The organism is Pseudomonas capeferrum (assembly GCF_000731675.1).
Classification (GTDB): domain Bacteria; phylum Pseudomonadota; class Gammaproteobacteria; order Pseudomonadales; family Pseudomonadaceae; genus Aquipseudomonas; species Aquipseudomonas capeferrum.
The window spans coordinates 600,869-623,839 of the sequence record NZ_JMIT01000001.1 but is presented as its reverse complement, the minus strand read 5'-3'; the positions used below and the strand labels follow the sequence as shown (position 1 = coordinate 623,839).

General features: G+C 63.8%; 16 protein-coding genes. 5 read left to right on the top strand and 11 right to left on the bottom strand.

The window, feature by feature from the left end:
• Positions 1-32: 32 nt before the first annotated feature.
• Positions 33-860: an amidohydrolase family protein gene (locus PC358_RS02950; protein WP_033697412.1), complete on the bottom strand. Its 828-nt coding sequence runs from the start codon at positions 858-860 to the stop codon at positions 33-35.
• A 147-nt stretch (positions 861-1,007) separates the two neighbouring features.
• On the opposite strand from PC358_RS02950, the gene PC358_RS02945 reads away from it, so the two are divergent.
• Complete coding sequence (locus tag PC358_RS02945; RefSeq protein WP_033697411.1) at positions 1,008-1,961, top strand: LysR family transcriptional regulator; 954 nt, start codon at positions 1,008-1,010, stop codon at positions 1,959-1,961.
• Positions 1,962-2,000: 39 nt separating this feature from the next.
• Here the strand turns inward: PC358_RS02945 and pgm are convergent, their stop codons facing one another.
• A complete protein-coding gene (pgm, locus tag PC358_RS02940) occupies positions 2,001-3,638 on the bottom strand; it encodes a phosphoglucomutase (alpha-D-glucose-1,6-bisphosphate-dependent) (RefSeq protein WP_033697410.1) in 1,638 nt (545 codons plus the stop codon).
• Between the two features lie 113 nt (positions 3,639-3,751).
• On the opposite strand from pgm, the gene PC358_RS02935 reads away from it, so the two are divergent.
• Both PC358_RS02935 and PC358_RS02930 read left to right on the top strand, forming a co-directional pair.
• Complete coding sequence (locus PC358_RS02935) at positions 3,752-4,399, top strand: DUF1345 domain-containing protein (protein WP_033697408.1); 648 nt, start codon at positions 3,752-3,754, stop codon at positions 4,397-4,399.
• A 285-nt stretch (positions 4,400-4,684) separates the two neighbouring features.
• Positions 4,685-4,945 carry a DUF1652 domain-containing protein gene (locus PC358_RS02930; protein ID WP_027593589.1) on the top strand — a complete coding sequence of 87 codons (261 nt, stop codon included), beginning with the start codon at positions 4,685-4,687 and terminating at the stop codon, positions 4,943-4,945.
• Here PC358_RS02930 and PC358_RS02925 read toward each other — a convergent pair.
• The 9 genes from PC358_RS02925 to PC358_RS02885 all read right to left on the bottom strand — a co-directional run bounded on the left by PC358_RS02925 (position 4,942) and on the right by PC358_RS02885 (position 21,115).
• Positions 4,942-7,029: a putative bifunctional diguanylate cyclase/phosphodiesterase gene (locus PC358_RS02925; protein ID WP_033697407.1), complete on the bottom strand. Its 2,088-nt coding sequence runs from the start codon at positions 7,027-7,029 to the stop codon at positions 4,942-4,944. The genes PC358_RS02930 and PC358_RS02925 overlap by 4 nt on opposite strands.
• Before the next feature lie 289 nt (positions 7,030-7,318).
• Positions 7,319-8,800 carry an efflux transporter outer membrane subunit gene (locus PC358_RS02920; protein ID WP_033697406.1) on the bottom strand — a complete coding sequence of 494 codons (1,482 nt, stop codon included), beginning with the start codon at positions 8,798-8,800 and terminating at the stop codon, positions 7,319-7,321.
• Complete coding sequence (locus PC358_RS02915) at positions 8,797-11,904, bottom strand: efflux RND transporter permease subunit (RefSeq protein WP_033697405.1); 3,108 nt, start codon at positions 11,902-11,904, stop codon at positions 8,797-8,799. The genes PC358_RS02920 and PC358_RS02915 overlap by 4 nt, the downstream gene beginning before the upstream one ends.
• Before the next feature lie 109 nt (positions 11,905-12,013).
• Positions 12,014-15,109 carry an MdtB/MuxB family multidrug efflux RND transporter permease subunit gene (locus PC358_RS02910; protein WP_033697403.1) on the bottom strand — a complete coding sequence of 1,032 codons (3,096 nt, stop codon included), beginning with the start codon at positions 15,107-15,109 and terminating at the stop codon, positions 12,014-12,016.
• Positions 15,106-16,377 carry an MdtA/MuxA family multidrug efflux RND transporter periplasmic adaptor subunit gene (locus PC358_RS02905; protein WP_033697402.1) on the bottom strand — a complete coding sequence of 424 codons (1,272 nt, stop codon included), beginning with the start codon at positions 16,375-16,377 and terminating at the stop codon, positions 15,106-15,108. Before PC358_RS02905 ends, PC358_RS02910 begins: the two co-directional genes overlap by 4 nt.
• 231 nt (positions 16,378-16,608) lie before the next feature.
• Positions 16,609-17,109 carry a thiol peroxidase gene (gene tpx / locus PC358_RS02900; RefSeq protein ID WP_033697401.1) on the bottom strand — a complete coding sequence of 167 codons (501 nt, stop codon included), beginning with the start codon at positions 17,107-17,109 and terminating at the stop codon, positions 16,609-16,611.
• Between the two features lie 168 nt (positions 17,110-17,277).
• The gene (locus tag PC358_RS02895) at positions 17,278-18,558 is read right to left on the bottom strand and encodes a serine/threonine transporter (protein ID WP_033697400.1); all 1,281 of its coding nucleotides are present in this window, start codon (positions 18,556-18,558) and stop codon (positions 17,278-17,280) included.
• Between the two features lie 196 nt (positions 18,559-18,754).
• Positions 18,755-19,951, bottom strand: coding sequence for an amino acid aminotransferase (locus PC358_RS02890; protein WP_033697399.1), 1,197 nt, complete (start codon positions 19,949-19,951; stop codon positions 18,755-18,757).
• 138 nt (positions 19,952-20,089) lie between these two features.
• The gene (locus PC358_RS02885; RefSeq protein ID WP_033697397.1) at positions 20,090-21,115 is read right to left on the bottom strand and encodes an Ldh family oxidoreductase; all 1,026 of its coding nucleotides are present in this window, start codon (positions 21,113-21,115) and stop codon (positions 20,090-20,092) included.
• A gap of 142 nt (positions 21,116-21,257) precedes the next feature.
• Between PC358_RS02885 and PC358_RS02880 the strand changes: the two genes are divergently transcribed.
• Together PC358_RS02880 and PC358_RS02875 are read left to right on the top strand one after the other, a co-directional pair.
• Positions 21,258-22,130 (top strand): MurR/RpiR family transcriptional regulator, encoded by an 873-nt coding sequence (locus PC358_RS02880; RefSeq protein ID WP_033697396.1) that lies wholly within the window; start codon positions 21,258-21,260, stop codon positions 22,128-22,130.
• A 21-nt stretch (positions 22,131-22,151) separates the two neighbouring features.
• Complete coding sequence (locus PC358_RS02875; protein ID WP_033697395.1) at positions 22,152-22,904, top strand: transporter substrate-binding domain-containing protein; 753 nt, start codon at positions 22,152-22,154, stop codon at positions 22,902-22,904.
• Positions 22,905-22,971: the final 67 nt, after the last annotated feature.

Genomic DNA, 22,971 nt, shown 5'->3' with positions numbered 1-22,971 from the left:
CTCTTGTTATTGGAATGGCAAAGGGCGCTGCGTCAGGCGAACCCGAACAGACGTCGCGGCGTGTCCCACATGACCTTGCGGCGCAGTTGCGCATCCGGCATCAGGCGCTCGGCCAGTTTCAGCAAGGGCCCGTAGTCCACGCGCGCGCGCTGACGAATGAACGGCCAGTCGGAGCCCCACACACAGGCATCCGGGCCAAAGGCCTCGATCAGGGCATGGACGTAGGCACTGCTCTGCGCCAGCAGCGCATCGGCCGCGGCAAACTTCTGCATACCGGACAGCTTGACGCTGGCCCGGCCGCTGCCAGCCAACTGCAGCAAGGCCTGGAAGCCCGGCTGCTGGACGCCGGCGCGTACGTCTGGTCGGCCGCAGTGGTCGATCAACAGGCGTGCCGAGGTACGCTGCAGCAGCCCGCGCAACGCCAGTAACTGGTCTTCGCAGACCTGGACCTGGGCAAACAGGTCGAGCTCGGCGAGCTTGCCGAACAAACCGTCGACCGCGTCGAGGCTCGCCACCCCGTACAGCGCCGGGTTGAAAGCCACCCCGACCACCCCTTGGGCCTGCAGCGCGGCCAGCGCATCGAGGGTGATGCCAGGATCGACCACCGCTACGCCCTTGAAACGCCCCTGCCCCACGGCCAGGGCGTGCAACAGGCAACGGTTGTCGGTGTGGTAGCCACTGTTGGGGCCTACCAGCAAGGCATGCTGCACACCGTAGGCTTCCATCACCCGGTTGAACTGCTCGAGGGTGGCGACCTCCTGCCCGGACGGTGCATAGGGCGCGTCGGGGTGATAGGCAAAGCGGGCGGGGTCAAACAAATGGTTATGGCAATCGATCTTGGGTTCGTCAAAGATGTTCACGCAGCACTCCCGTCAAGCGCCGCTGCGCTTGCCTGCAGATCTTGTTATTGTGCGCCGCAAAGGCGGCTCGGCTGGGTTCAAGATACTGCGTGCCCAGCGGATGCGCTCATACCCAGATGGCGAAGACCATAACCAAAGGTAATGCTCATGCCCCTCGAGAACGAAGGCCCCGAAGCCCGCGCGCTGGTGTTCAAACTGCGGCACATGGAGGTGTTTCGTGCGGTGATGCTGACCGGGTCGATCAGCGCGGCGGCGAAAATGCTGTATGTGTCGCAGCCGGCGGTGAGCAAGTTGATCCAGTACATCGAGGGGCGCCTGGCGTACCGGTTGTTCGAGCGCATCAACAACCGCCTGGTGCCAACCCACGAGGCGCAGATTCTCTTTCGCGAAGTCGAGCGGGTGTATCAGGCGGCGCTGGAGGTCAATGAATGTGCGTTGTCACTGGCCAGTGGCGGCCATCGCAACCTGCGCATCTCCTGCAGCGCATCACTGTCGACCGTGGTCATCCCGATTGCGCTGGCCCAGCTCAAGCGCGAGTCGCCCTCGCTGAACATCGAGTGGCAAACCTCGCTGATGGGTGAAATGCCGAACCAGATCCTGTCGAAGAAGGTCGACCTGTCGATTGCCGCCTTGCCGGTGATCCACGATCACCTGCATTCACGGGCGTTCATGCGTGGGCGCATGGTGGTGGTGATGCCGCAGGAGCACGCCCTGGCGCGGCAGGCATCCCTGACCCTGGAGCAACTGCAAGGCCATGACTTGCTGCTGTTCAGGCCCGACATGCCGTTTGGCAAACTGCTGGCCGAACACATCCACCAGCGCGGCCTGCAGCTGCAATCATTGTTGTCGTTCACCAATGCCAACGAAGCCGTGGCCCTGGTCAAGCAAGGCATGGGGCTTACCCTGATCGACGAGTTCGTGGCGCAGGACAGCGGCTTGGCGGTGGTGCCACTGGCCGAAGAAATCCACTTCGACATCAGCTTTGTCTATTCGCGCTTCGAACCGCCCTCGCACTCGGCGCTGCACCTGATGCAGGTGCTGCATGCGCAGGCGTTGAAGCTTGGGCGTGGGGTTGCCGGGTTCGAGCTGCCTACCGCCTGAGGCAGAGAAGCGGCCCGGCAAGGCCGCCTCTGCAGGGAATCAGGCGATGGCGGCGTCCACCAACACCTGCGCTTCCTGCACCAGGCGCTGCAGGTGCGCCTCGTCGATGAAGCTCTCGGCGTAGATCTTGTAGATGTCCTCGGTGCCCGACGGCCGCGCGGCAAACCAGCCGTTGGCGGTCATCACCTTCAACCCGCCAATCGCCTGGCCGTTGCCTGGCGCATGGCTGAGGATCTGCACGATCGGCTCACCGGCCAGTTCGGTCGACTTGACCTGTTCGGGTGCCAGCTTGCTCAGCAACGCCTTCTGCCGTACATCGGCCTTGGCCTCGACACGCGTAGCAAACGGCTTGCCCAGTGCCGCCGTCAGGTCCGCATAGGCCTGGCTCGGATTGCGCCCGGTACGTGCGGTCATCTCTGCAGCCAGCAAGGCCGGGATCAACCCGTCCTTGTCAGTGGCCCAGACCGAGCCATCGCGGCGCAGGAACGACGCCCCCGCGCTTTCCTCGCCACCAAAACCCAACGAACCATCGAACAGGCCCTGGGCAAAGAACTTGAAGCCCACCGGCACCTCATACAGTTCACGGCCCAGGCGTTCGGTGACGCGGTCGATCAGGCCGCTGGACACAACGGTCTTGCCCACTGCCGCGTCGCTGCGCCATTGCGGGCGGTGACGGAACAGGTAGTCGATGGCCACAGCCAGGTAATTGTTCGGCTGCAACAGGCCATCCGGGGTGACGATGCCATGGCGGTCGTGGTCCGGGTCGCAGGCAAACGCCACGTCGAAGCGCTCGCGCAGGCCAATCAGGCCCTGCATGGCGTGGGGCGAGGATGGGTCCATGCGGATCTGGCCGTCCCAGTCGACGGTCATGAAGCGGAAGGTCGGGTCGACCTCGGTGTTGACCACTTCCAGGTTGAGCTTGTAATGCTCGGCGATCGCCGACCAGTAATGCACCCCGGCCCCACCCAACGGGTCAACGCCCAGGCGCAGGTTGGCGCTGCGAATCACATCGAAGTCGATGACATTGCCCAGGTCTGCCACGTAGTGGCTCACGTAGTCGTGGCGATGGGTGGTGGCAGCTTGCAAGGCCTGGGCATGGTCCATGCGCTTGACGCCCGCCAGGTTCGCCGCCAGCAGTTCGTTGGCCTTGGCCTCGACCCACTTGGTCACGTCGCTGTCGGCCGGGCCGCCATTGGGCGGGTTGTACTTGAAGCCCCCGCTTTGCGGCGGGTTGTGCGACGGCGTGATGACGATGCCGTCGGCAAGGCCTTGTTCGCGGCCACGGTTGTAGCAAAGGATGGCGTGGGACACCGCCGGGGTCGGCGTGTACTCGTCGTCTTTGGACAACATCACCTGCACGCCGTTGGCCGCCAGCACTTCCAGCGCACTGGCCGAGGCCGGTGCCGACAGCGCGTGGGTGTCGGCGCCGATGAACAGCGGGCCGTCGATGCCCTTCTCCTGGCGGTACAGGCAGATGGCCTGGGTGATGGCCAGCACGTGGTACTCGTTGAAACTCAACTCGAAGGAAGTACCTCGGTGCCCCGAGGTGCCGAAGGCCACCCGCTGGGCCGCCACCGCCGCGTCGGGGCGGCCGGTGTAGTAAGCGGTGAGCAGTCGGGGAATATCGACCAGCACGCTGGCCGGAGCCAGCTTGCCTGCCAAAGGACTGAGCGTCATGCAGAAACCTCGAGTTCAACGGATGTTGGTGTTGGAGCCTGCAGTGTACTGAGAGTTGCAATGCCGCGCGATGGTCTAGAGTATTTGCCATCACTCCCCGGCAACGAGGCCCCATGGCTGTCCACCGCCTGACCCGCACTCACCCCCGCCTCACGTTCGCTGCCCTGGTCGGCATCATCGGCGCCTGGCTGGTCCCGGCAGGTGACACCGTCCAGCACATCCTCGTCGGCTGGAACCTCGGCGTCTGGCTTTACCTGCTGCTGGTGCTGTGGCTGACCTGGAACGCCAACCCGGATAAAGTCCGCAAGGTCGCCCAGATCGAGGACGAAAACGCCGGGCTGGTTCTGTTTACCGTGTGCATCGCCGCCATCGCCAGCCTGGCCGCGATCACCCTGCAACTGGTCTCAAGCCGCGGCCTGCAAGGTAATGCGCTGGCCCTGCACTACCTCTACACCGGCTTGACCGTGGCCGGCTCCTGGCTGCTGATCGGCTGCATTTTCAGCCTGCACTACGCCCGGCTGTTCTATAACGGGCAAAACCACGAACCCCCACTGCGCTTCGCCGATGGCGAACGCAACCCCGATTACTGGGACTTCCACTACTTCTCGTTCACCATCAGCGTGGCGGTGCAAACGTCCGATGTCGGCGTCGCCGGGCGCGGGCTGCGGCGGGTGGTGCTGGCGCACTCCGTGGTTGGCTTCGTGTTCAACACGGCGATTCTGGGGTTCACCATCAATATTGCGGCGGGCCTGCTGGGCTAGCACCGGTTCAACCCCCACCGCTCGTCAGAAAACGCTGCACGCCTGATAATCGTGAAATTGGCAGAATCTGCCGGGTTGTTCGGCACCGCCGCGCAAGGAAAACGTTTGCCGGGCCTTTTGCCGCCAGCCGCTGTCCGAGACGCTAATGTGACGTGGGTCAAGCCTCATCGCTTTGGTCGGACTCAGCCACTGGGCACTGGCGTGGCAGGTGCTATGGTTACATTCCCGGCGGCCGTGCCTGCGGCCACCCGCTCACCGCGTCCAGGTAAGGACAAGGAGGCTGGCATGAACAAGATGACGTTCCCGAACGCCTGCCAGGTGATGCGCTGGCATTTCCACCCGTTGGGCTTCGAGGCCAGCATGGATGCGCCGCGCAGCATGATCGCGCGCCTGTTCGACCGCGCCACCGGGGAAACCCTGCTGGCCATCGCCGGCATCCCTTGCGCCGCCATCATGGCCGCAGCAGATGTCGAGCGCATCATCGAAGCGGTCGAGGCCGAAATGGACGCCTTCGTACCGGTCTTCGCCTTGCGCGACGCAGGCTAAACCGGCACCTCGGGTTCCTGGCGCAGCGCCTGCAAATTGCCCATGAACTGCTCTGCCGGCACCGGCTGGCCCAGCAGATAACCTTGCAGCGAATCGCACCCCAGGCGGGTGAGGAAGTCTTGCTGTTTGTCGGTCTCTACCCCTTCGGCAACGATGCGCAACCCCAGTGCCTGGCCCAGGGCAACGATTGCAGAGACAATCGCGGCGTCATCGCTGTCCTGCTCCAGATCACGCACGAAACCACGGTCGATCTTCAGTTCGTTGGCCGGCAGGCGCTTGAGGTACATGAGGCTGGAGTAACCAGTGCCAAAGTCATCGATGGACAAGTCCACGCCCATGTCGGACAGGCGTTGCAGCACCGTCAGGCTGGCATCGGCGTCGTGCATGGCGGTGGTTTCGGTGATTTCCAGGGTCAGGCAGTTGGCCGGCAGGCCATTCTCGCTCAAAGCCCGGGCCACGCTTTCGACCAGCCCAGCGTGGCAGAACTGGATGGCCGAAAGGTTGACCGCCATGCGCCAGCCCAGGTGCCCTTGGTCCAGCCACTGGCGCATCTGCCGGCAGGCTTCGTCGAGCACCCATTCGCCAATGGGGATGATCAGGCCGGTTTTTTCCGCCAGGCCGATGAACCGATCAGGCAGCAACAACCCCTGCTGCGGGTGCTCCCAGCGCAGCAGGGCTTCGGCACCGATCGGCTGGCAGGCCTGAGCATCGAACTTGGGCTGGTAATGCAGGCGGAACTGGCCCTGCTCCAGCGCCTGGCGCAGGTCCTGCAGCAACTGCAGCTGCTGCCGGGCGTTGCTGTTCATCGACACGTCGAAGAAGCTGTAGCCATTCTTGCCTGCGCTTTTGGCGTGGTACATCGCGGCATCGGCATTGCGCAGCAACTCGTGCTGGTCCAGGCCATTGCCGGGGTACAAGACGATGCCCAGGCTGGCCGTGAGTTGCAGATCATGCTCGGCGACACGGAACGGCCGCGACACCAGGTTGACCTGCTTGACCGCCACGTCCATGGCATCGTTCGGCTCCCGCAATTCCACCAGCAGCACGAACTCGTCGCCGCCAATGCGCGCCAAGGTGTCCTGGCTGTGCAAGTGGCCACGCAAACGGCCGGCCACGGCCTTGAGCAACAAGTCGCCGACATGATGACCAAAGGCATCGTTGACCGGTTTGAAGCCATCCAGGTCGATGAACATCAAGGCAAAGCACCCGCCCTGCTCCGCCACCTTGCCGATGGCCTGCTCGATGCGGTCGGCCAGCAGGGTACGGTTGGGCAGGTCGGTGAGCGTGTCGTGCAGGGCCAACTGGGTCAGCTCCTGGTTGGCCAGGGTCAGCGAGCGGGCAAGTTCAGCGGTGCGCGCTTCCAGGCGCGCGTCCAGCACCGAGGTCAGCAACGCCACCGCCAATACCGCCAGGGTGGTGATCAGCACCAGGTAGACCAGCCCGTCGCCTTGCAGCCCGCCGCCCAGCGCACCACAGAAGCTACCCGCAGGGAAATTGGCCGCCGCCATGCCGGTGTAGTGCATGCCCACTATGGCAACCCCCATGATCACGGCCGCCAGGCCCCGGATCTGGCGCACGTAAGGGGTGTGCCTGCGCAAGCGAAACGCGATCCACAGCGCCGCCGCCGAGGCGCCAACGGCGATCAACAGCGAAGCGCCGAACAGCGTTGGGTCATAGTCGATGCCCGGTAGCATGCGCAGCGCGGCCATACCGGTGTAGTGCATGCAACTGATGCCTGCCCCCATGATCAACGCACCGAAGCCCAATTGCAGCCAGGGCAGGCTTGGCTGGCTCACCAGCCACAAGGCAAAGCCTGACGACAGCACAGCGATCAACAGCGAAAACGCCGTGAGCCCAAGGTCGTAGCCCAGGTCGATGGGCAGGCTGAACGCGAGCATGCCGATGAAGTGCATCGACCACACGCCGATGCCCATGGCCAGCGCGCCGCCCCCCATCCACAGGTGCACAGCCCTGCCTTTGGCCGTGGCAATACGGCCGGTCAGGTCAAGGGCGGTATAGGACGCCAGGATCGCCACGCACAGCGAAATCAACACCAACGAAGAGGAGTAGCTGCCTGTGAGCATTGGGAGTTCCAGCGACAGGCCAGGGGGCCCGGAAAAAGCTGACGATTGTACTCAAGCTTTGGCGAAACGCACGGGGTTTTTGAGAATGGGAATGGATCCAACATCCCCTTCTTAGGCCCTGCCCAGGCGCGGCCTGTGGTAGCGGGCTTGCCCCGCGAAGCAGGCACCGCGGAGAATGGCACGGGCTTCGCCCGTATTCGCGGGGCAAGCCCGCTCCTACTGGGTCATGCGTGTTTTCTGAATTTCGAGCAAGACAGGTGCTCCCACAGCCCTAGGGCTGGGCGACCTCCTACTCGGCAAACGCCTGCTCGGCATCCCAACCGCCGCCCAGCGCAGCAATCAGCTGCACACTCGCCACCAACCGCCCTTGCAGCAGGTTCAGCACACTGCGCTCGTTACTCAACGCCGTGGTCTGCACGTTCACCACATCCAGGTAGCCGATCAACCCCGCGCGGTACTGATTCTCCGTCAGGCGAAGCGACTCACGCGCCGCGTCCAATGCCTCCTGGCGTACCACCGCTTCATCGCCGTATACCTTCAGCTGCACCAGGTAGTTCTCCACTTCCTTGAAGCCATCGAGCACGGTCTGGCGATACTGCGCTACGGTCTGGTCATACACCGCCACGGTACGGTCCACCTCGGCGCTGCGCTTGCCCGCATCGAACAGGGTCATGGCCAGCGAAGGCCCTACCGACCAGTACCGGTTCGGCAGTTCGATCCAGTTGCTGAAGCTGCTGCTGGAATAGCCCCCACTCAGGCTCAGGCTCAGGTCGGGGAAGTAGGCAGCCCGCGATACGCCGATATTGGCGTTGGCGGCCATCACGTTGCGCTCGGCCGAGGCAATGTCCGGGCGGCGCTCGAGCAATTGCGAGGGCAATGTCACGGGGATGTCCGGCAGCGCCGGGATGCTCTTGCTGTCGGCCAATGCAAAGTTAGCCGGGGCCTTGCCTAGCAACACGGCAATGGCATTCTCGAACTGCGCACGCTGCCAGATCAGGTCGATCAGGTCCGCCTGGGTGCTTTTCAGCTGGGTCCGCGCCTGCGCCACCGCATCCGGGCCGGACACACCGGCGCGATACTGGTTTTCGGTCATGCGCAGCGAGCGCTCGTAGGTGGCCACGGTTGCTTCCAGCAGGCGCTTCTGCTCATCGATCACACGCAACTGCAGGTAGTTTTGCACCAGCTCCGACTGCTGGCTCAGGCGAATCGAGGCAAGGTCGGCAAAGCTGGCTTCGGCACTGGCTTCGTTGGCGTTCAAGGTTTCACGCAGCTTGCCCCACAGGTCGATCTCCCAGCTCACGCCGAGCTGCGTGTTGTAGGTGTTGCGAATGCCGCTGCTGTTGTTCGACAGGCTGGAGCTGGAGCTGCCAGTGCCTTGAGCCGAACGGTTCTTGCTGGCGCTCAGGTCCAGGCTCGGGAACAGCGCGGCGCGGCTGCTGCGCACCAGCGCCTGGGCCTGGCGGTACTGGGCTTCGGACTGCGCGACGGTCTGGTTGCTGCGGTTGAGCTCTTCGACCAAGGCATTGAGCCCGGCATCGCCATAGACCTCCCACCAGGCGCCACGGGCAATCGCGTCCGACGGCTTGGCCTGGCTCCAGCCCTCGGCCTGCTTGTACTGCGCCGGGGTGCTCAGCTCGGGGCGGTGGTAGTCCGGGCTCAGGGTACAGGCACTGAGCAGCGCCACACACAGGCCGGCGCCGAGCAGGCGCGAGCCACGCCCCAGGGTCAACGACTGCAGGGTACGGTGAAGGGGTGTCTGGGCAAAGTTCATAGCGGGGTATCCAGAGCGGCGTCGGTGCGCACGCCGCGCCAATGGTTGAAACGGTGACGCAGGCGGTCGAGGTACAGATAGACCACCGGTGTCGTATAAAGGGTGAGGATCTGGCTGAAGACCAGGCCGCCGATGATGGTCAAACCCAGCGGCTGGCGCATTTCCGCGCCTTCGGCACGGCTGACCAGCAGCGGCAAGGCGCCAAGGATGGCCGCCAGGGTGGTCATCAGAATCGGCCGCAAGCGCAACAGGCAAGCGCGGCGGATGGACTCCTCCGGCGACAGGCCCTGGTGGCGCTCCAGTTGCAGCGCCAGGTCGATCATCAGGATCGCGTTCTTCTTCACCACGCCAATCAGCAGGAACAGGCCCAGCAGCGAGATGAGGCTGAACTCGCCGCCGGTGACATACAGCGCCAGCAAGGCACCGACGCCGGCCGAGGGCAGTGTCGAGAGAATGGTCAGCGGGTGAATGTAGCTTTCATAAAGAATGCCCAGCACCAGGTACACCAGCACCAACGCGCCAAGAATCATGAAGGGCTGGCCTTCCTGGGTCTTGGCGAAAGCGTCGGCGGTGCCGCCGAGCTTGGCGATGACTTCCTCGGGCAGGCCCAGCTTGGCCACCGCCCGCTCCACTGCGGCCATGGCCTGGTCGGGGCTGTAGCCTTCGGCAACGTCGAAGGCAATGTCTTCGGAGGCGAACTGGCCCTCGTGGCTGACCCGGTCATTGGCCAGGCTGTTCTCGTAGTGGGCAATGGTCGACAACGGCACCCGGGCGCCATCATTGGTGATCACCTGCACCTGCTCCAGGGTACTCGGGTCCCAGGCGTATTTCGGGTTGATCTCCAGCACTACCTGGTACTGGTTGAGGCTGTCGTAGATGGTCGAGATCTGCCGCTGGCTGTAGGCGTTGTTGAGCACCGTGGTGACCATGTCCATGTCGATGCCCAGGCGCTTGGCCTGATCACGATCGACCACCAGGGTTACCTGCTGGGTGCCGGCGCCGTCACGGGCGTCGATGGCGGTCAACTCGGGCAAGGCACGCACCGCCGCGACCACTTTCGGGAACCACTCGCGCAGGGCTGCCAGGTCGCCGCTCTGCAGGGTATAGAGGTACTGCGACGAAGTCTGGTCACGCCCGCCGCCACCCAGTTGCAGGTCCTGGTCGGCCATCAGGAACAGGCGCCCGCCGGGCACCTTGGGCATCTCTTTACGCAAGCGCTCGATAACCTTCTGGGCATCGATCTTGCGCTCGTTGATCGGTTTCAGGCGCACCAGCACCATGGCATTGTTGGTGCCACTGTTGCCGCCGATGAAGCCCGCCACACTCTGCACCGCAGGGTCGGCGAGCAAGGCGCGGCGGTAGATTTCCATCTTCGGCTGCATCACGCTGAACGACAGGCCATCGTCACCCCGGATAAAGCCCATCAACTGGCCGGTGTCCTGCTGCGGCATCAGTGTCTTGGGCACCACCACGTACAGGGCAATGTTGATGCCGATAGTGGCCAACAGGCTGAGCAGGGTCAGGCGCTTGTGGCGCAGCGCCCAGCCAAGGCTGCGGTCATAGCCATTGACCATGCGCTGGTGCAGCTTGTCGCTCCAGCGCTGCACGCGCGTCTGCTGCGCCTGGTGCGGCTTGAGCCAGCGCGCGCAGAGCATCGGTGTCAGGGTCAGCGAGACCACCAGCGAGACGATGATCGCCGCCGCCAACGTGATCGAAAACTCCTGGAACAGGCTGCGCACGATGCCGCCCATGAACAGGATCGAGACGAATACCGCCACCAGCGACACGTTCATCGACAACAGCGTGAAACCCACTTCCTTGGCACCCAGGAACGCCGCACGCATCGGCGGCTGGCCATCCTCGATGTGCCGGGAGATGTTCTCCAGCACCACGATGGCATCGTCCACCACCAGGCCGGTGGCCAAAATCAGCGCCATCAGCGACAGGTTGTTGAGGGAGAAACCGCACAGGTACATGACGGCAAAGGTGCCCACCAGCGACACCGGTACCGCCAGGCTCGGGATCAACGAGGCACGCAGGCTGCCAAGGAACAGGTAGACCACCAGGATCACCAGCCCCACCGCGATCAACAGGGTGTGCTCGGCCTCCTTGAGGGTCGCCTTGATCACCGGCGAGCGGTCCATGGCCACATTCAACTGGACGCTGGCCGGCAGCAGCGACTGCAACGCCGGCAACTGCGCCTTGATCTGGTCGACCGTTTCGATGATGTTGGCCCCGGTCTGGCGGTTGACCACCAGCAGCACCGCGCTCTGGTCGTTGAAGAAGCCGCTGTTGTAGCGGTTCTCGACGCTGTCGGTGATGGTCGCCACGTCGGACAGACGCAGGATGGTGCCGTTCTGCTGGCGGATCACCACCGGCTCGTAGTCCTTGGCCGTTTCCAGCTGGTCGTTGGCCCGCACCTCCCAGCTACGCTCGGCATCCTCGACGAAGCCCATGGGCCGGCGCTGGTTGGCGTTGGCCACGGCGGTGCGCACCTCGTCCAGCGACACGCCGTACTGGTTGAGCAACTGCGGCTCCACCGAAATGCGCACGGCCGGCAGCGAACTGCCGCCGATCTGCACCTCCCCTACCCCGGATACCTGGGCCAGGCTCTGCGACAGGATGGTGTCTGCCAAATCGTACAGCTGGCCCTTCTGCAGCACATCGGAGGTCAGCGACAGCACCATGATCGGTGCCTGCGACGGGTTGATCTTCTTGTACGTGGGCATGCTGCGCATGCCGCTGGGCAGCAGGTTGCGGGTGGCATTGATGGCCGCCTGCACCTCACGCGCCGCGCCGTCGATGTCACGGCCCATTTCAAAGCCGATGATCACCCGCGTCGAGCCCTGGTTGGAGCTGCTGGTCAGCGTGGTAACGCCGGCGATACTGCCCAGCTTGCGTTCCAGCGGCGTGGCCACGGTGGCGGCCATGACCTCAGGGCTGGCACCGGACAGGTTGGCCTGCACCACGATCACCGGGAAGTCCATCTGCGGCAGCGGCGCAACCGGCAGCAGGCCGAAGCTGACCCCGCCCAGCAGCATGATGGCCAGGCTCAGCAACATCGTCGCCACCGGGCGTCGAATGAACGGTCCGGACAGGTTCATTTGCAGCTCCAAGCTGCAAGTTGCAAGCTACAAGTGGGCGTGCGAGCAGGCTCGGAACTCCGGCTCACGCCAATCAGCTTGCAGCTTGCGGCTTGATGCTTGAGGCCGCTCATGCCGGCTCCTCCGCAACGTCCTGCCGACCAAAACGACGCGCAAGCCGATCAAAATAAAGGTAGATGACCGGCGTGGTGAACAGTGTCAGCACCTGGCTGACCAGCAGCCCGCCCACCATCACCAGGCCCAGCGGCTGGCGCAGTTCGGCACCGGAGCCGGTTGCGAGCATCAGCGGCACCGCACCGAACAGCGCAGCCAGGGTGGTCATCAGGATCGGCCGGAAGCGTAGCAACGCGGCCTGGTAGATGGCGTCCTGCGGGGTCATGCCCTGATGGCGTTCGGCTTCAAGGGCGAAGTCGATCATCATGATCGCGTTCTTCTTGACGATGCCGATCAGCAGGATGATGCCGATGATGGCGATCATGCCCAGGTCGTTGCCACTGATGAGCAATGCCAGCAACGCGCCGACCGCCGCCGAGGGCAAGGTCGAAAGGATGGTCACCGGGTGGACGTAGCTCTCGTAGAGCACCCCCAGCACGATGTACATGGTCACCACGGCGGCGAGAATCAGCAGCAAGGTGCTCGACAGCGAGGCCTGGAAGGCTTCTGCGGCGCCCTGGAAGCGGGTTTGCACGCCAATCGGCATGCCGATCTCCTGCTGCACCTGCTCGATGACCTTGACCGCCTCGCCCAGCGACGCGCCATGGGCCAGGTTGAACGACATCATCACCGCCGGGAACTGGCCGATGTGCGAAATCGCCAACTGCGCCTGGCGCTGCTCGATCCGCGCCAGCGCCGACAACCGCACCTGGCCGCCATCGGTGGCCTTGACGTGGATCGACTCCAGGGCCTGCGGGCCGATGCTGGCGGCGGCTTGCGACTGCAGCACCACGCGGTACTGGCTGGCCTGGGTGTAGATGGTCGAGATCTGCCGCTGGCCGAAGGCGTCGTACAAGGCGTTGGTGATCTGCGCAACCGTGATGCCGAGGCGGCTGGCCATGTCGCGGTCGATCACCAGGTACACCTGCAGGCCCTTGTCCTGCAGGTCGCTGGCCACGTCGGCAAGCTCCGGGCGCTGTTGCAGCGCCTGCACCAGCTTGCCGCTCCACTGCGCCAGCAGGTCGGCGTCAGGCGAGGACAGGCTGAACTGGTACTGGGTGCGGCTGACCCGGTCCTCGATACTCAAGTCCTGCACCGGCTGCATGAACAGGCGGATGCCCACCAGCTTGTCGAGCTGCGGCTGCAGGCGGCTGATGACCTCGCCGGCGGTGACGTCACGTTCACCGTGCGGCTTGAGGTTGATCAGCAAACGCCCACTGTTGAGCGTGGCGTTGTCGCCATCCACGCCAATGTAGGACGACAGGCTCTGCACGGCCGGGTCCTGCAGGATTACCTTGCTCAGCGACTGCTGGCGCTCGCTCATGGCGGCGAACGAGGTCGATTGCGGCGCTTCGGAAATACCCTGGATCACGCCGGTGTCCTGCACCGGGAAGAAGCCCTTGGGCACCGCCATGTAGAGCACCACGGTAAGCGCAAGGCTGGCCACCGCCACCAGCAGGGTCAGCGGCTGGTGCCTGAGCACCCACTGTAGGCCGCGGCCGTAGTGCTCGATGAGCCAGTCGATCCAGGCGCCACTGGCGCGGTAGAAACGGCCCTGCTCTTCTTCCTTGGGCTCGCGCTTGAGCAAGCGCGCGCACATCATCGGCGTGAGGGTCAGCGACACGACCAGGGAAATCAGGATCGCCACCGCCAGGGTGATCGCGAACTCGCGGAACAGCCGGCCGACCACATCGGCCATGAACAGCAGCGGGATCAGTACCGCGATCAGCGAGAAGGTCAGCGATATCAGGGTGAAGCCGATCTGCCGGGCGCCCTTGAGCGCGGCCTGCATGGGGGTTTCGCCTTCCTCGATGTGCCGGGAGATGTTCTCCAGCATGACGATGGCATCGTCCACCACGAAACCGGTGGCGATGGTCAGGGCCATGAGGGTCAGGTTGTTCACCGAAAAACCGGCCAGGTACATCACGCCAAAGGTGCCGATCAACGACAACGGGACGGCAATCGACGGGATCAGGGTGGCACTGAAACGGCGCAGGAACACGAAGGTGACCATGACCACCAGGACGATGGCGATCAGCAACTCGTGCTGCACGTCCTTGACCGCGGCGCGGATGGTCTGGGTACGGTCGGTGAGCACCGACACGTCGAGGCCGGCCGGCAGGTTGTCGGTGATCGAAGGCAGCAGTTCCTTGATCCGGTCGACCACTTCGATGACGTTGGCCCCCGGCTGGCGCTGAATGTTCAGCAACACGGCCTGGTTTTCGTTGGCCCAGGCGGCGAGGCGCTCGTTTTCGGCACCGTCGACGATCTCGGCCACATCCTTCAGGCGCAGCGGCGCACCGTTGTTGTAGGCCAGGATCAGGTTGGCGTATTCCGCCGGGGAACGCAGCTGGTCGTTGGCGTCGAGCATCGACACCCGGGTCGGGCCGTCAAAGTTGCCTTTGGGCTGGTTGACGTTGGACGCGCCGATCAGCGTACGCACGTCATCGAGGTTGAGGCCGTTGGCAGCCAGGGCATCGACGTTGACCTTGATGCGCACCGCCTGGCGTTGGCCACCGGCGATACTGACCATGCCCACGCCACTGATCTGGGCGAGCTTTTGCGCCACCCGGGTATCGACCAGGTCGTTGAGCTTGGGCAGCGGCATGGTCTTGGAGGAAATGGCCAGGGTCAGCACCGGGGTGTCGGCCGGGTTGACCTTGTTGTACACCGGCGGTGCGGGCAGGTCGCTGGGCAGCAGGTTGCTGGCCGCATTGATCGCTGCCTGCACCTGTTGCTCGGCGACATCCATGTTCATGTCGAGGCTGAAACGCAGGGTCAGCACCGAGGCACCGCCGGAGCTGGTCGAGGCCATCTGGGTCAGGCCCGGCATTTGCCCGAACTGGCGTTCCAGCGGCGCGGTGACCGCACTGGTCATGACTTGCGGGCTGGCGCCGGGGTACAGGGTCATGACCCGGATGGTCGGGTAATCGACCTGTGGCAGGGCCGAAACCGGCAACAACGTGTAGGCAATCAGGCCGGCCAGGACGATAGCCAGCATGCTCAGCGTGGTGGCGACCGGCCGCAGGATGAACAGGCGCGAGAGGTTCATGCGCCCGCCTTGCCTGCTTCAGCAGCCTGGGCGGCGCCCTTGGCGTCCTGGCCTTGCAGGTGCTGACCGGGGGTGGTCGGCACTTGCGAGCTGTCTTCGACCACGTCCACCTTGGTGCCCTCTCGCAGCCGGTCGGTGCCTTCCAGCACAAGGCGGTCGCCGGCAGCCAGGCCTTCGAGAATCACGCTGTTTTCACCATCGCTGGCACCGACCTTGAGCTTGCGCACGTTGACGGTGTTCTCGGCGTTGATCACATAGGCGAAGGTGCCGTCGTTACCGAACTGGATGGCCGCCGCAGGGGCCATTACCACCTGCTTGAGGGTGTCGGCCAGCAGGCGCACGTTGACGAACTGGTTGGGGAACAGGGCCAGGTCCTTGTTCTCGAACCTGCCCTTGAACTTGAGGGTGCCGGTGGTGGTGTCGATCTGGTTATCGATACTGCCCAGTACACCGCTGGACTGCAGCTTGCTGTCGCTGCGGTCCCAGGCTTCGACCGGCAGGCTGGCGCCGCTGCGATAACGTTCCAGTACGGTGCTCAGCTCGGTTTCCGGCAGGGTGAACACGACGTTGATCGGCTCGGTCTGGGTGATGACGACCAGCGCCGTGGTGTCGTTGGCGGCTACCAGGTTGCCCAGGTCGAGCTGACGCAGCCCTACACGGCCATTGATCGGCGCACGGATCTGGGTGAAATCGAGGTTCAGGCGCGCGTCGTTGACCTGCGCCTGGTTGGTCTTGACCAGGCCCTGGAACTGCGCGACCTGGGCTTCGGCGGTGTCGAGGGTCTGTTTGGCGATGCTGTCTTCGGCATACAGGCCTCGGTAGCGCGCGACGTCTACCTGGGCGTTCTTCAACTGAGCCTGGTTCTGCGCCAGGGTGCCTTCGGCCTGCTGCAAGGCGATGCGGTAGCTGCGCGGGTCGATCTCGGCGAGCAGGTCGCCGGCCTTGACCTGCTGGCCTTCCTTGAAGTGGATCTTGACCAGCTCACCGCCCACCCGGCTGCGCACGTTGACGGTGTTGGTCGCGGTGACCGTGCCCAAGGCTTTGTAATAGAGCGGGAAGTCGCCAACCCGTGCCGGCTCGACGCGTACCGGCACCGGGTCGCTGGATGCGCCGAACCCTGGGCGCCCGCCCTTGCCCATGCGCCCGCTGCCGGCCTCTGTGTGGGCCGGCGTTGCGGGCCACAGCCACCAGGCCAGCAAGGCCACCAGCAGCAGGATCAGCAGGCCGACGAGCCAGCGACGGGAGGAACGGGATTTGGACGCTTGCATGGGTTGAACGAACCTTGTTCGGAATAACGATGTGGGGAGGGTGAACGATAAGCACTGGCATCGTTTTAGCAAAGGCCCTTTACCAGAGGTTTACCTTTGGCTGACGTTGCCAAAACGCTGAACTTTAAACGAAAACGGCCCGGAAATCGTTCCGGGCCGTTACAGGGTGTTGCTTGGAGCGGTGGGCGTGGCTGGAGTTCCGTTACCGGTAACCGGCCCCGCCAGAAGCCCTTACTTCAGGACAGCCAGCGCTGCCTCGTAGTTAGGCTCTTCAGCGATTTCAGCTACCAGCTCGCTGTGCAGCACCTTGTCGTTCTCGTCCAGTACCACTACCGCACGCGCAGCCAGGCCGGCCAGCGGGCCGTCAGCAATCGCCACACCGTAGTTCTCGAGGAACTCGGCGCCGCGCAGGGTCGACAGGTTTTTCACGTTCTCCAGGCCTTCGGCACCGCAGAAGCGCGCCTGGGCGAACGGCAGGTCGGCGGAAATGCACAGCACCACGGTGTTGGCCACGTCATTGGCCTGGGCATTGAACTTGCGCACAGAGGTGGCGCAGGTTGGGGTATCGACGCTCGGGAAGATGTTCAGCACCTTGCGCTTGCCGGCGTAGTTCTGCAGCGACTGGTCGGCCAGGCCTTCACCCACCAGCGAGAAGGCTGGGGCCTGAGCACCGGCCTGCGGCAGGTTGCCCTTGACCTGAACCGGGTTGCCTTTGAGAGTCACTTGAGCCATGAACGAAATCCTTATGCGGGGTTTGAAAAGGACACTGAGTTAAGCATGAAGGCGGCCGGGTGCCTATGGGTGAAGTTAAAATTGTTCTATTGCCAGACAATTATTGTGGACAAAAAAAATGCCCAGATCGCGACAAGCGACCTGGGCACTGCTTGCAGCGGTGGTGAATCAGCTCAGCAAGCCGTAAACCACCGAAGTCAGCGCAACCACGCCGATTGTCACGACGAACACATTGGACATCGCGCCGCTGTACTTGCGCATCGACGGTACACGGCGAATGGCGTACATCGGCATCAGGAACAGCAACACCGCGATGATCGGGCCGCCCAGCGATTCGATCATGCCCAGAATGCTCGGGTTGAGGGTGGCGACAATCCAGCAGACCACCAGCATCAGCGCAGCGACCACGCGGTCCAGGGTTTTTGCACCCGGGCGCGCACCGGCCTTGACGATGATGCCCTTGAGGCCTTCGCTGGCGCCGATGTAGTGGCCCAGGAACGACTTGGCGATGGCAATGAAGGCGATCAGTGGTGCGGCAAAGGCGATGGTCGGGTTGCTGAAGTGGTTGGCCAGGTACGACAGGATCGACAGGTTCTGCGCCTTGGCCTCAGCCAGTTGGGCACTGCTGAGGGTCAGCACGCAACTGAAGACGAAGAACAGCACCATGGCCACCATCAGCAGGTGGGCGCGGGCGAGGATCTGGCCGCTGCGCTCATCGGCATGCTCGCCGTAGCGGCGCTTCTGGTCGACGGCGAAGGCCGAGATGATCGGTGAGTGGTTGAACGAGAACACCATCACCGGAATCGCCAGCCACACGGTGTGCAGGAAGGCGGAGCCCGAGGGCAGTTGCGTGGCGCTGTCGAGGATACCCCCGGTCCAGTGCGGGACCAGGTACAGGCCCAGCAACGCCAGGGCAACGATGAACGGGTAGACCAGCAGGCTCATGACCTTGACCGTGGCCTGCTCACCGCAACGCACAATGGCCAGCAGGCCGAGGATCAGCACGAACGACAGCAGCGCCCGTGGCGGCGGCGTCATGTGCAACTGGTTTTCCATGAAGCTGGTAACGGTGTTGGTCAGCGCCACGCTATAGATAAGCAGGATCGGGAAGATGGCGAAGAAGTACAGCACGGTGATCAGCGCACCGGCCTTGATGCCGAAATGTTCCTCGACCACTTGCGTGATATCGCCGCCCGTGCGCCCGGAAAGGACAAAACGGGTCAGCCCGCGGTGGGCGAAGTAGGTCATCGGGAAGGCCAGTACGGCCAGGATCAGCAACGGCCAGAAGCCACCCAAGCCGGCATTGATGGGCAGGAACAAGGTGCCTGCACCGATGGCAGTGCCAAACAGGCCCAGCATCCAGGTGGTGTCTTGACGTGCCCAGCTGCCCAAGGCTGCCGGGGTCGATTCTTCATAGCGCCGTTCGACGCTTGGGGCCTGCTCATTCATTCCGGGTGTAGCTCCACTCGCAAGACTGCAACAGGCTGAGAGTGGCGAAACAGACGTATCGCACCCCTCAACCGAAAAAGAGGGCGCGATTGTGCACTGAAAGGTTGCACTTGCGAAGCCCCGTCCGAGGGACGGTTGCACTTGTCATGACAACAAGGTGAAACCAAGGGGACCGCTTTACGGCCCCCCTGTCACATTACTGCTGAACCGCGGCGAACGCCTCGGCCACCCGTTGCAGGTTGGCCGGCCGCAGGCCAGACATGCACACCCGGCCGCTGTCGATCAGGTACACGCCGAACTCGTCACGCAGGCGACGCACCTGCTCGACGCTGAAACCGGTGTAGCTGAACATGCCGCGCTGGCGCAGGAAGAACTGGAAGTCCTGCCCCGGCAGCAGCGTGCCCAGGGCATCGACCAGTGCCTGACGCATGTCGAGGATACGCTTGCGCATCACTTCGACCTCCGCCGCCCACTGGGCATTGAGCGCGGCATCGCCGAGCACGCCGGCAACCAGCTGAGCACCGAAGTTGGGAGGGCTGGAGTAGTTGCGGCGCACGGTAGCCTTCAACTGGCCGAGTACGCTCTGGGCAGTGGCGTCGTCGTCGCAGACCACCGACAGGCCCCCTACTCGCTCGCCGTACAGCGAGAAGATTTTCGAGAACGAGTTGCTGACCAGGCACGGCACGCCGGCACGGGCCATTTCGCGGATGGCGAAGGCATCTTCGACCAGCCCCTCACCGAAGCCCTGGTAGGCGATGTCGAGGAACGGGATCAGCTGACGCGCCTTGACCACTTCCACCACTTGCTGCCACTGGTTCTGGTCCAGGTCGGCACCGGTCGGGTTGTGGCAGCACGGGTGCAGCAGTACGACGCTGTTGGCCGGCAAGGTCTGCAGCGCTTGCAGCATGCCAGCGAAGTCGACGCCACGGCTGGTCTGGTCGAAGTACGGGTAGCTATTCACCTTGAAACCGGCGCCTTCGAAGATGGCGCGGTGGTTATCCCAGGTCGGGTTGCTGACCCAGACTTCGGACTGCGGGAAATAACGTTTGAGGAAGTCGGCACCGACTTTCAGTGCGCCAGAACCGCCCACGGTCTGCACGGTGGCCACTCGGCCGCCGGTCACCGCCGGGTGATCGGCACCGAACAGCAGTGCCTGAATGGCCTGGCGGTAGCTGGCCAGGCCTTCCATCGGCAGGTAGAGCGAGGCTTCGTGAGCCTGGCCGGCGATGCGTTTCTCGACCGCATCCACCGCTGCCAACTGCGGCACCACGCCGGCTTCATCGTAGTACAGGCCGATACTCAGGTTGACCTTGTCGGCACGGGGATCGGCCTTGAAGGTTTCCATCAGCGAGAGGATCGGGTCGCCGGCATAGGCATCGACATGTTTGAACACAGCGTGCAGCTCCTTGGATCAGGACAGTTCGGAAAGGCTGCCCTGAGGATACCCGGAGTCGCTGCTGAGTAACATCACCTATTGTGCAGGTTGTCTATGCAAGATTGCACAGCCGCCAATCTGCGCCGACAGCCTGGCTCAGCCCAGCAGCGCCTTGAGGCCATGCAGCTCCTGCTCGGTCAGCGCCACGCCCTCCTCCTCGGCCACTTCACGCTCGCGGTAGCGGCGCTCGCCCGGCATCCGCGTCAACCCCACCGCCTGCATCTGCTCCACCAGTTCGCGGCTGCGCTGGGCAAAACGCTCGCCTTCGGCCTTGCTCGGGTCGATGACGATGATCAGCTGCCCGGTCCATGGCGTTTTCGCCCCTGGGTGCCCGGACCAGTCGAACTCCCAGGAAAAGTGCCCGCCGGTCAGCGCTGCGGCCAACAACTCGACCATCATCGACAGCGCCGAGCCCTTGTGCTCGCCAAACGGCAACAAGGCGCCGCCTTCGAGAATGGCCTTGGGGTCGGTGGTCGGCTGGCCATTGGCGTCCACGCCCATACCCTCGGGCAACTGCTGGCCAGCCCTGGCGGCGATCTGCACGTCACCGTGGGCCATGGCGCTGGTGGCCATGTCGAAGACGATCGGGTCGTGTTCGGCGCAGGGCGCGGCAAAGGCGATGGGGTTGGTGCCGAACAGCGGCTTGCGGGCGCCATGCGGGACCACGCAGGTCATGCTGTTGACCACGCTGAGCGCCACCAGGCCCTCGTCGGCGAACGGCTCGACATCCGGCCACAGCGCGGCGAAATGGTGCGAGTTGTGAATGGCCAGCACGGCGATACCGGCGCTGCGGGCCTTTTCCAGCAACAGCGCACGGGCCGCTGCCAGTGCCGGCTGGGCGAAGCCGCCGGCGGCATCGACACGCACATAACCGGAGGCCACGTCGGTCACCTTCGGGGTGGCACGCCCATTGACCCAGCCGCTGGCCAGGGTCGAAACATAGCCCGGAATACGGAACACCCCGTGGCTGTGGGCGCCATCGCGCTGGGCGCTGGCGCAGTTGTGGGCAAGCACCTGGGCCACTGTCTCGCTGCAGCCATGACGCTGAAAAATCGCCTGCAAGAGGGTCTGCAGCTCGGTAAAAGGCACGCGTACGACAGTGCCGGTGGAAGGTGCGGACATCTGAAGCTCCTTGTTGGAATTGGAATGGCTACAGCGTTGCAACGACAAAAACTTTCCTGCATGTGACAGCTATCTGTCAAATGTTGACTTGATGACAGAAAACATTCATTTTCTATCGCAAGCCTCACCCCGGAGATGCAGCATGAGCCAACCGATCAAGCAACGCCTGGAAAACAGCCTGCAAGGGGCTGCCGCCTCAGGCCGCACGATCGCCAGCTACATGCTCGCCAACCTGCACGAACTGCCGTTCCAGACCTCGGCCAGCATTGCTGCCAAGCTCGGCGTCAGCGAATCCAGTGTCGGCCGTTTCTGCCGCTCGTTAGGTTATGCCCACCTCAAGGCGCTCAAGCAAGACCTGCAGAACGACCTGGGCGATGGCCCATGGCTGGTGGGTGACCGCCTGCAAGACTACCGCCAGAACCACGATGCCAGCGACACCGCCGGCAGCCTGGAGCTGGAAATCGCCGCCCTGGTCCGCGTGCACGAGTACCGCCAGAGCGAGCCCTGGCACCGCGCCGCGCAACGCCTGGCGAGCAAGCAGCGGGTATTCGTCGCGGGCTTTCAGACCGAGCGCGGCGTCGCCATGTGCATGAGCCACCTGCTGCAGTACCTGCGCGATGGCGTGCAACTGGTCGACCTCAGCGCCGGGCATTTCGGCGACGTGCTGCTGGGCCGCGCCGAAGACAGCGCACTGGTGGTGTTCGAGGCCCGCCGCTATTCACGTCACGCCCTGCAGCTGTGCCAGAAGGCGCGCGCAGCCGGCATTGCGGTCACCCTGGTGACCGACACCTTCTGTGACTGGGCCGATGCCAACGCCGACGAGGTGTTCCGCATCCCCACCGAGTTCAATCTGTTCTGGGAATCCACCGCGACCATGCTGTCGTGGGTGCACCTGATGGTCAACGAGGTCTGCAAGAAGCTCGGGCCGGATGTTGAAAAACGCTTGGAAGCGACTGCCGCTCTACATAACGAATTCGTCGGCTACACCTCGTGGCCGTCGGCAAAACAACAATAGCAAGAGTGCAAGAGGTGCGAGATGAACAAGACCATGGCTATGGTGGGTGCGTGTGCCCTGCTGCTGACGGGCGCCGCCAGTGCCGAAACCCTGCGCTTCGCCACCGAGGGCGCGTACCCGCCCTTCAACTATGTCGACGCCGATAACCAACTGCACGGCTTTGACATCGACATCACCCACGCCCTGTGCGAACAGATGAAAGTCGAGTGCACGCTGGTGGCCCAGGATTGGGAAGGCATCATCCCGGCCCTGATGGCACGTAAGTACGACGCCGTGGTCGCGTCGATGATCGACACCGAAGAGCGCCGCAAGAAAATCGCCTTCACCGATCATTACTACCGCACCCCGCTGACCGTGGCCGTGGCCAAGGACAGCGAGATCAGCGACGCCCAGAACAATTTCGTCGGCTACACCGTCGGCGCGCAGTCCTCTTCGACCCAGGCCATCTATGCCGAAGACGTCTATGGCAAGGCCGGCGCCGATGTGAAGCTGTACCCGACCATGGACGAAGCCAACGCCGACCTGGCCGCGGGCCGCCTGGACGGGGTGATCGCCGACAAGTTCCCCCTGCACGAGTGGATGAACAAGAACGGCCAGGACTGCTGCAAGATCCTCGGCGACGTGGCCGACACCAAGGCCGACGCCGCCATTGCCGTGCGCAAGGAAGACGAGGCGCTGCGCCAGCGCCTGAACACCGCGCTGCAACAGATCGTCGCCAACGGTACCTACCAGAAGATCGCCAGCAAGTACTTCGCTTTCGATATCTACAACTGATCTGTAGGAGCGGCCTTGCGTCGCGAAAGGGCTGCGTAGCGGCCCCGGGATCTATGCGACGGCACAG

Excerpts from the sequence above, each read along its gene's own strand:
- PC358_RS02945 (WP_033697411.1), top strand. The coding sequence starts at position 1,008 with ATGCCCCTCGAGAACGAAGGCCCCGAAGCCCGCGCGCTGGTGTTCAAA.
- pgm (WP_033697410.1), bottom strand. The coding sequence starts at position 3,638 with ATGACGCTCAGTCCTTTGGCAGGCAAGCTGGCTCCGGCCAGCGTGCTG.
- PC358_RS02935 (WP_033697408.1), top strand. The coding sequence starts at position 3,752 with ATGGCTGTCCACCGCCTGACCCGCACTCACCCCCGCCTCACGTTCGCT.
- PC358_RS02930 (WP_027593589.1), top strand. The coding sequence starts at position 4,685 with ATGAACAAGATGACGTTCCCGAACGCCTGCCAGGTGATGCGCTGGCAT.
- PC358_RS02925 (WP_033697407.1), bottom strand. The coding sequence starts at position 7,029 with ATGCTCACAGGCAGCTACTCCTCTTCGTTGGTGTTGATTTCGCTGTGC.
- PC358_RS02920 (WP_033697406.1), bottom strand. The coding sequence starts at position 8,800 with ATGAACTTTGCCCAGACACCCCTTCACCGTACCCTGCAGTCGTTGACC.
- PC358_RS02915 (WP_033697405.1), bottom strand. The coding sequence starts at position 11,904 with ATGAACCTGTCCGGACCGTTCATTCGACGCCCGGTGGCGACGATGTTG.
- PC358_RS02910 (WP_033697403.1), bottom strand. The coding sequence starts at position 15,109 with ATGAACCTCTCGCGCCTGTTCATCCTGCGGCCGGTCGCCACCACGCTG.
- PC358_RS02905 (WP_033697402.1), bottom strand. The coding sequence starts at position 16,377 with ATGCAAGCGTCCAAATCCCGTTCCTCCCGTCGCTGGCTCGTCGGCCTG.
- tpx (WP_033697401.1), bottom strand. The coding sequence starts at position 17,109 with ATGGCTCAAGTGACTCTCAAAGGCAACCCGGTTCAGGTCAAGGGCAAC.
- PC358_RS02895 (WP_033697400.1), bottom strand. The coding sequence starts at position 18,558 with ATGAATGAGCAGGCCCCAAGCGTCGAACGGCGCTATGAAGAATCGACC.
- PC358_RS02885 (WP_033697397.1), bottom strand. The coding sequence starts at position 21,115 with ATGTCCGCACCTTCCACCGGCACTGTCGTACGCGTGCCTTTTACCGAG.
- PC358_RS02880 (WP_033697396.1), top strand. The coding sequence starts at position 21,258 with ATGAGCCAACCGATCAAGCAACGCCTGGAAAACAGCCTGCAAGGGGCT.
- PC358_RS02875 (WP_033697395.1), top strand. The coding sequence starts at position 22,152 with ATGAACAAGACCATGGCTATGGTGGGTGCGTGTGCCCTGCTGCTGACG.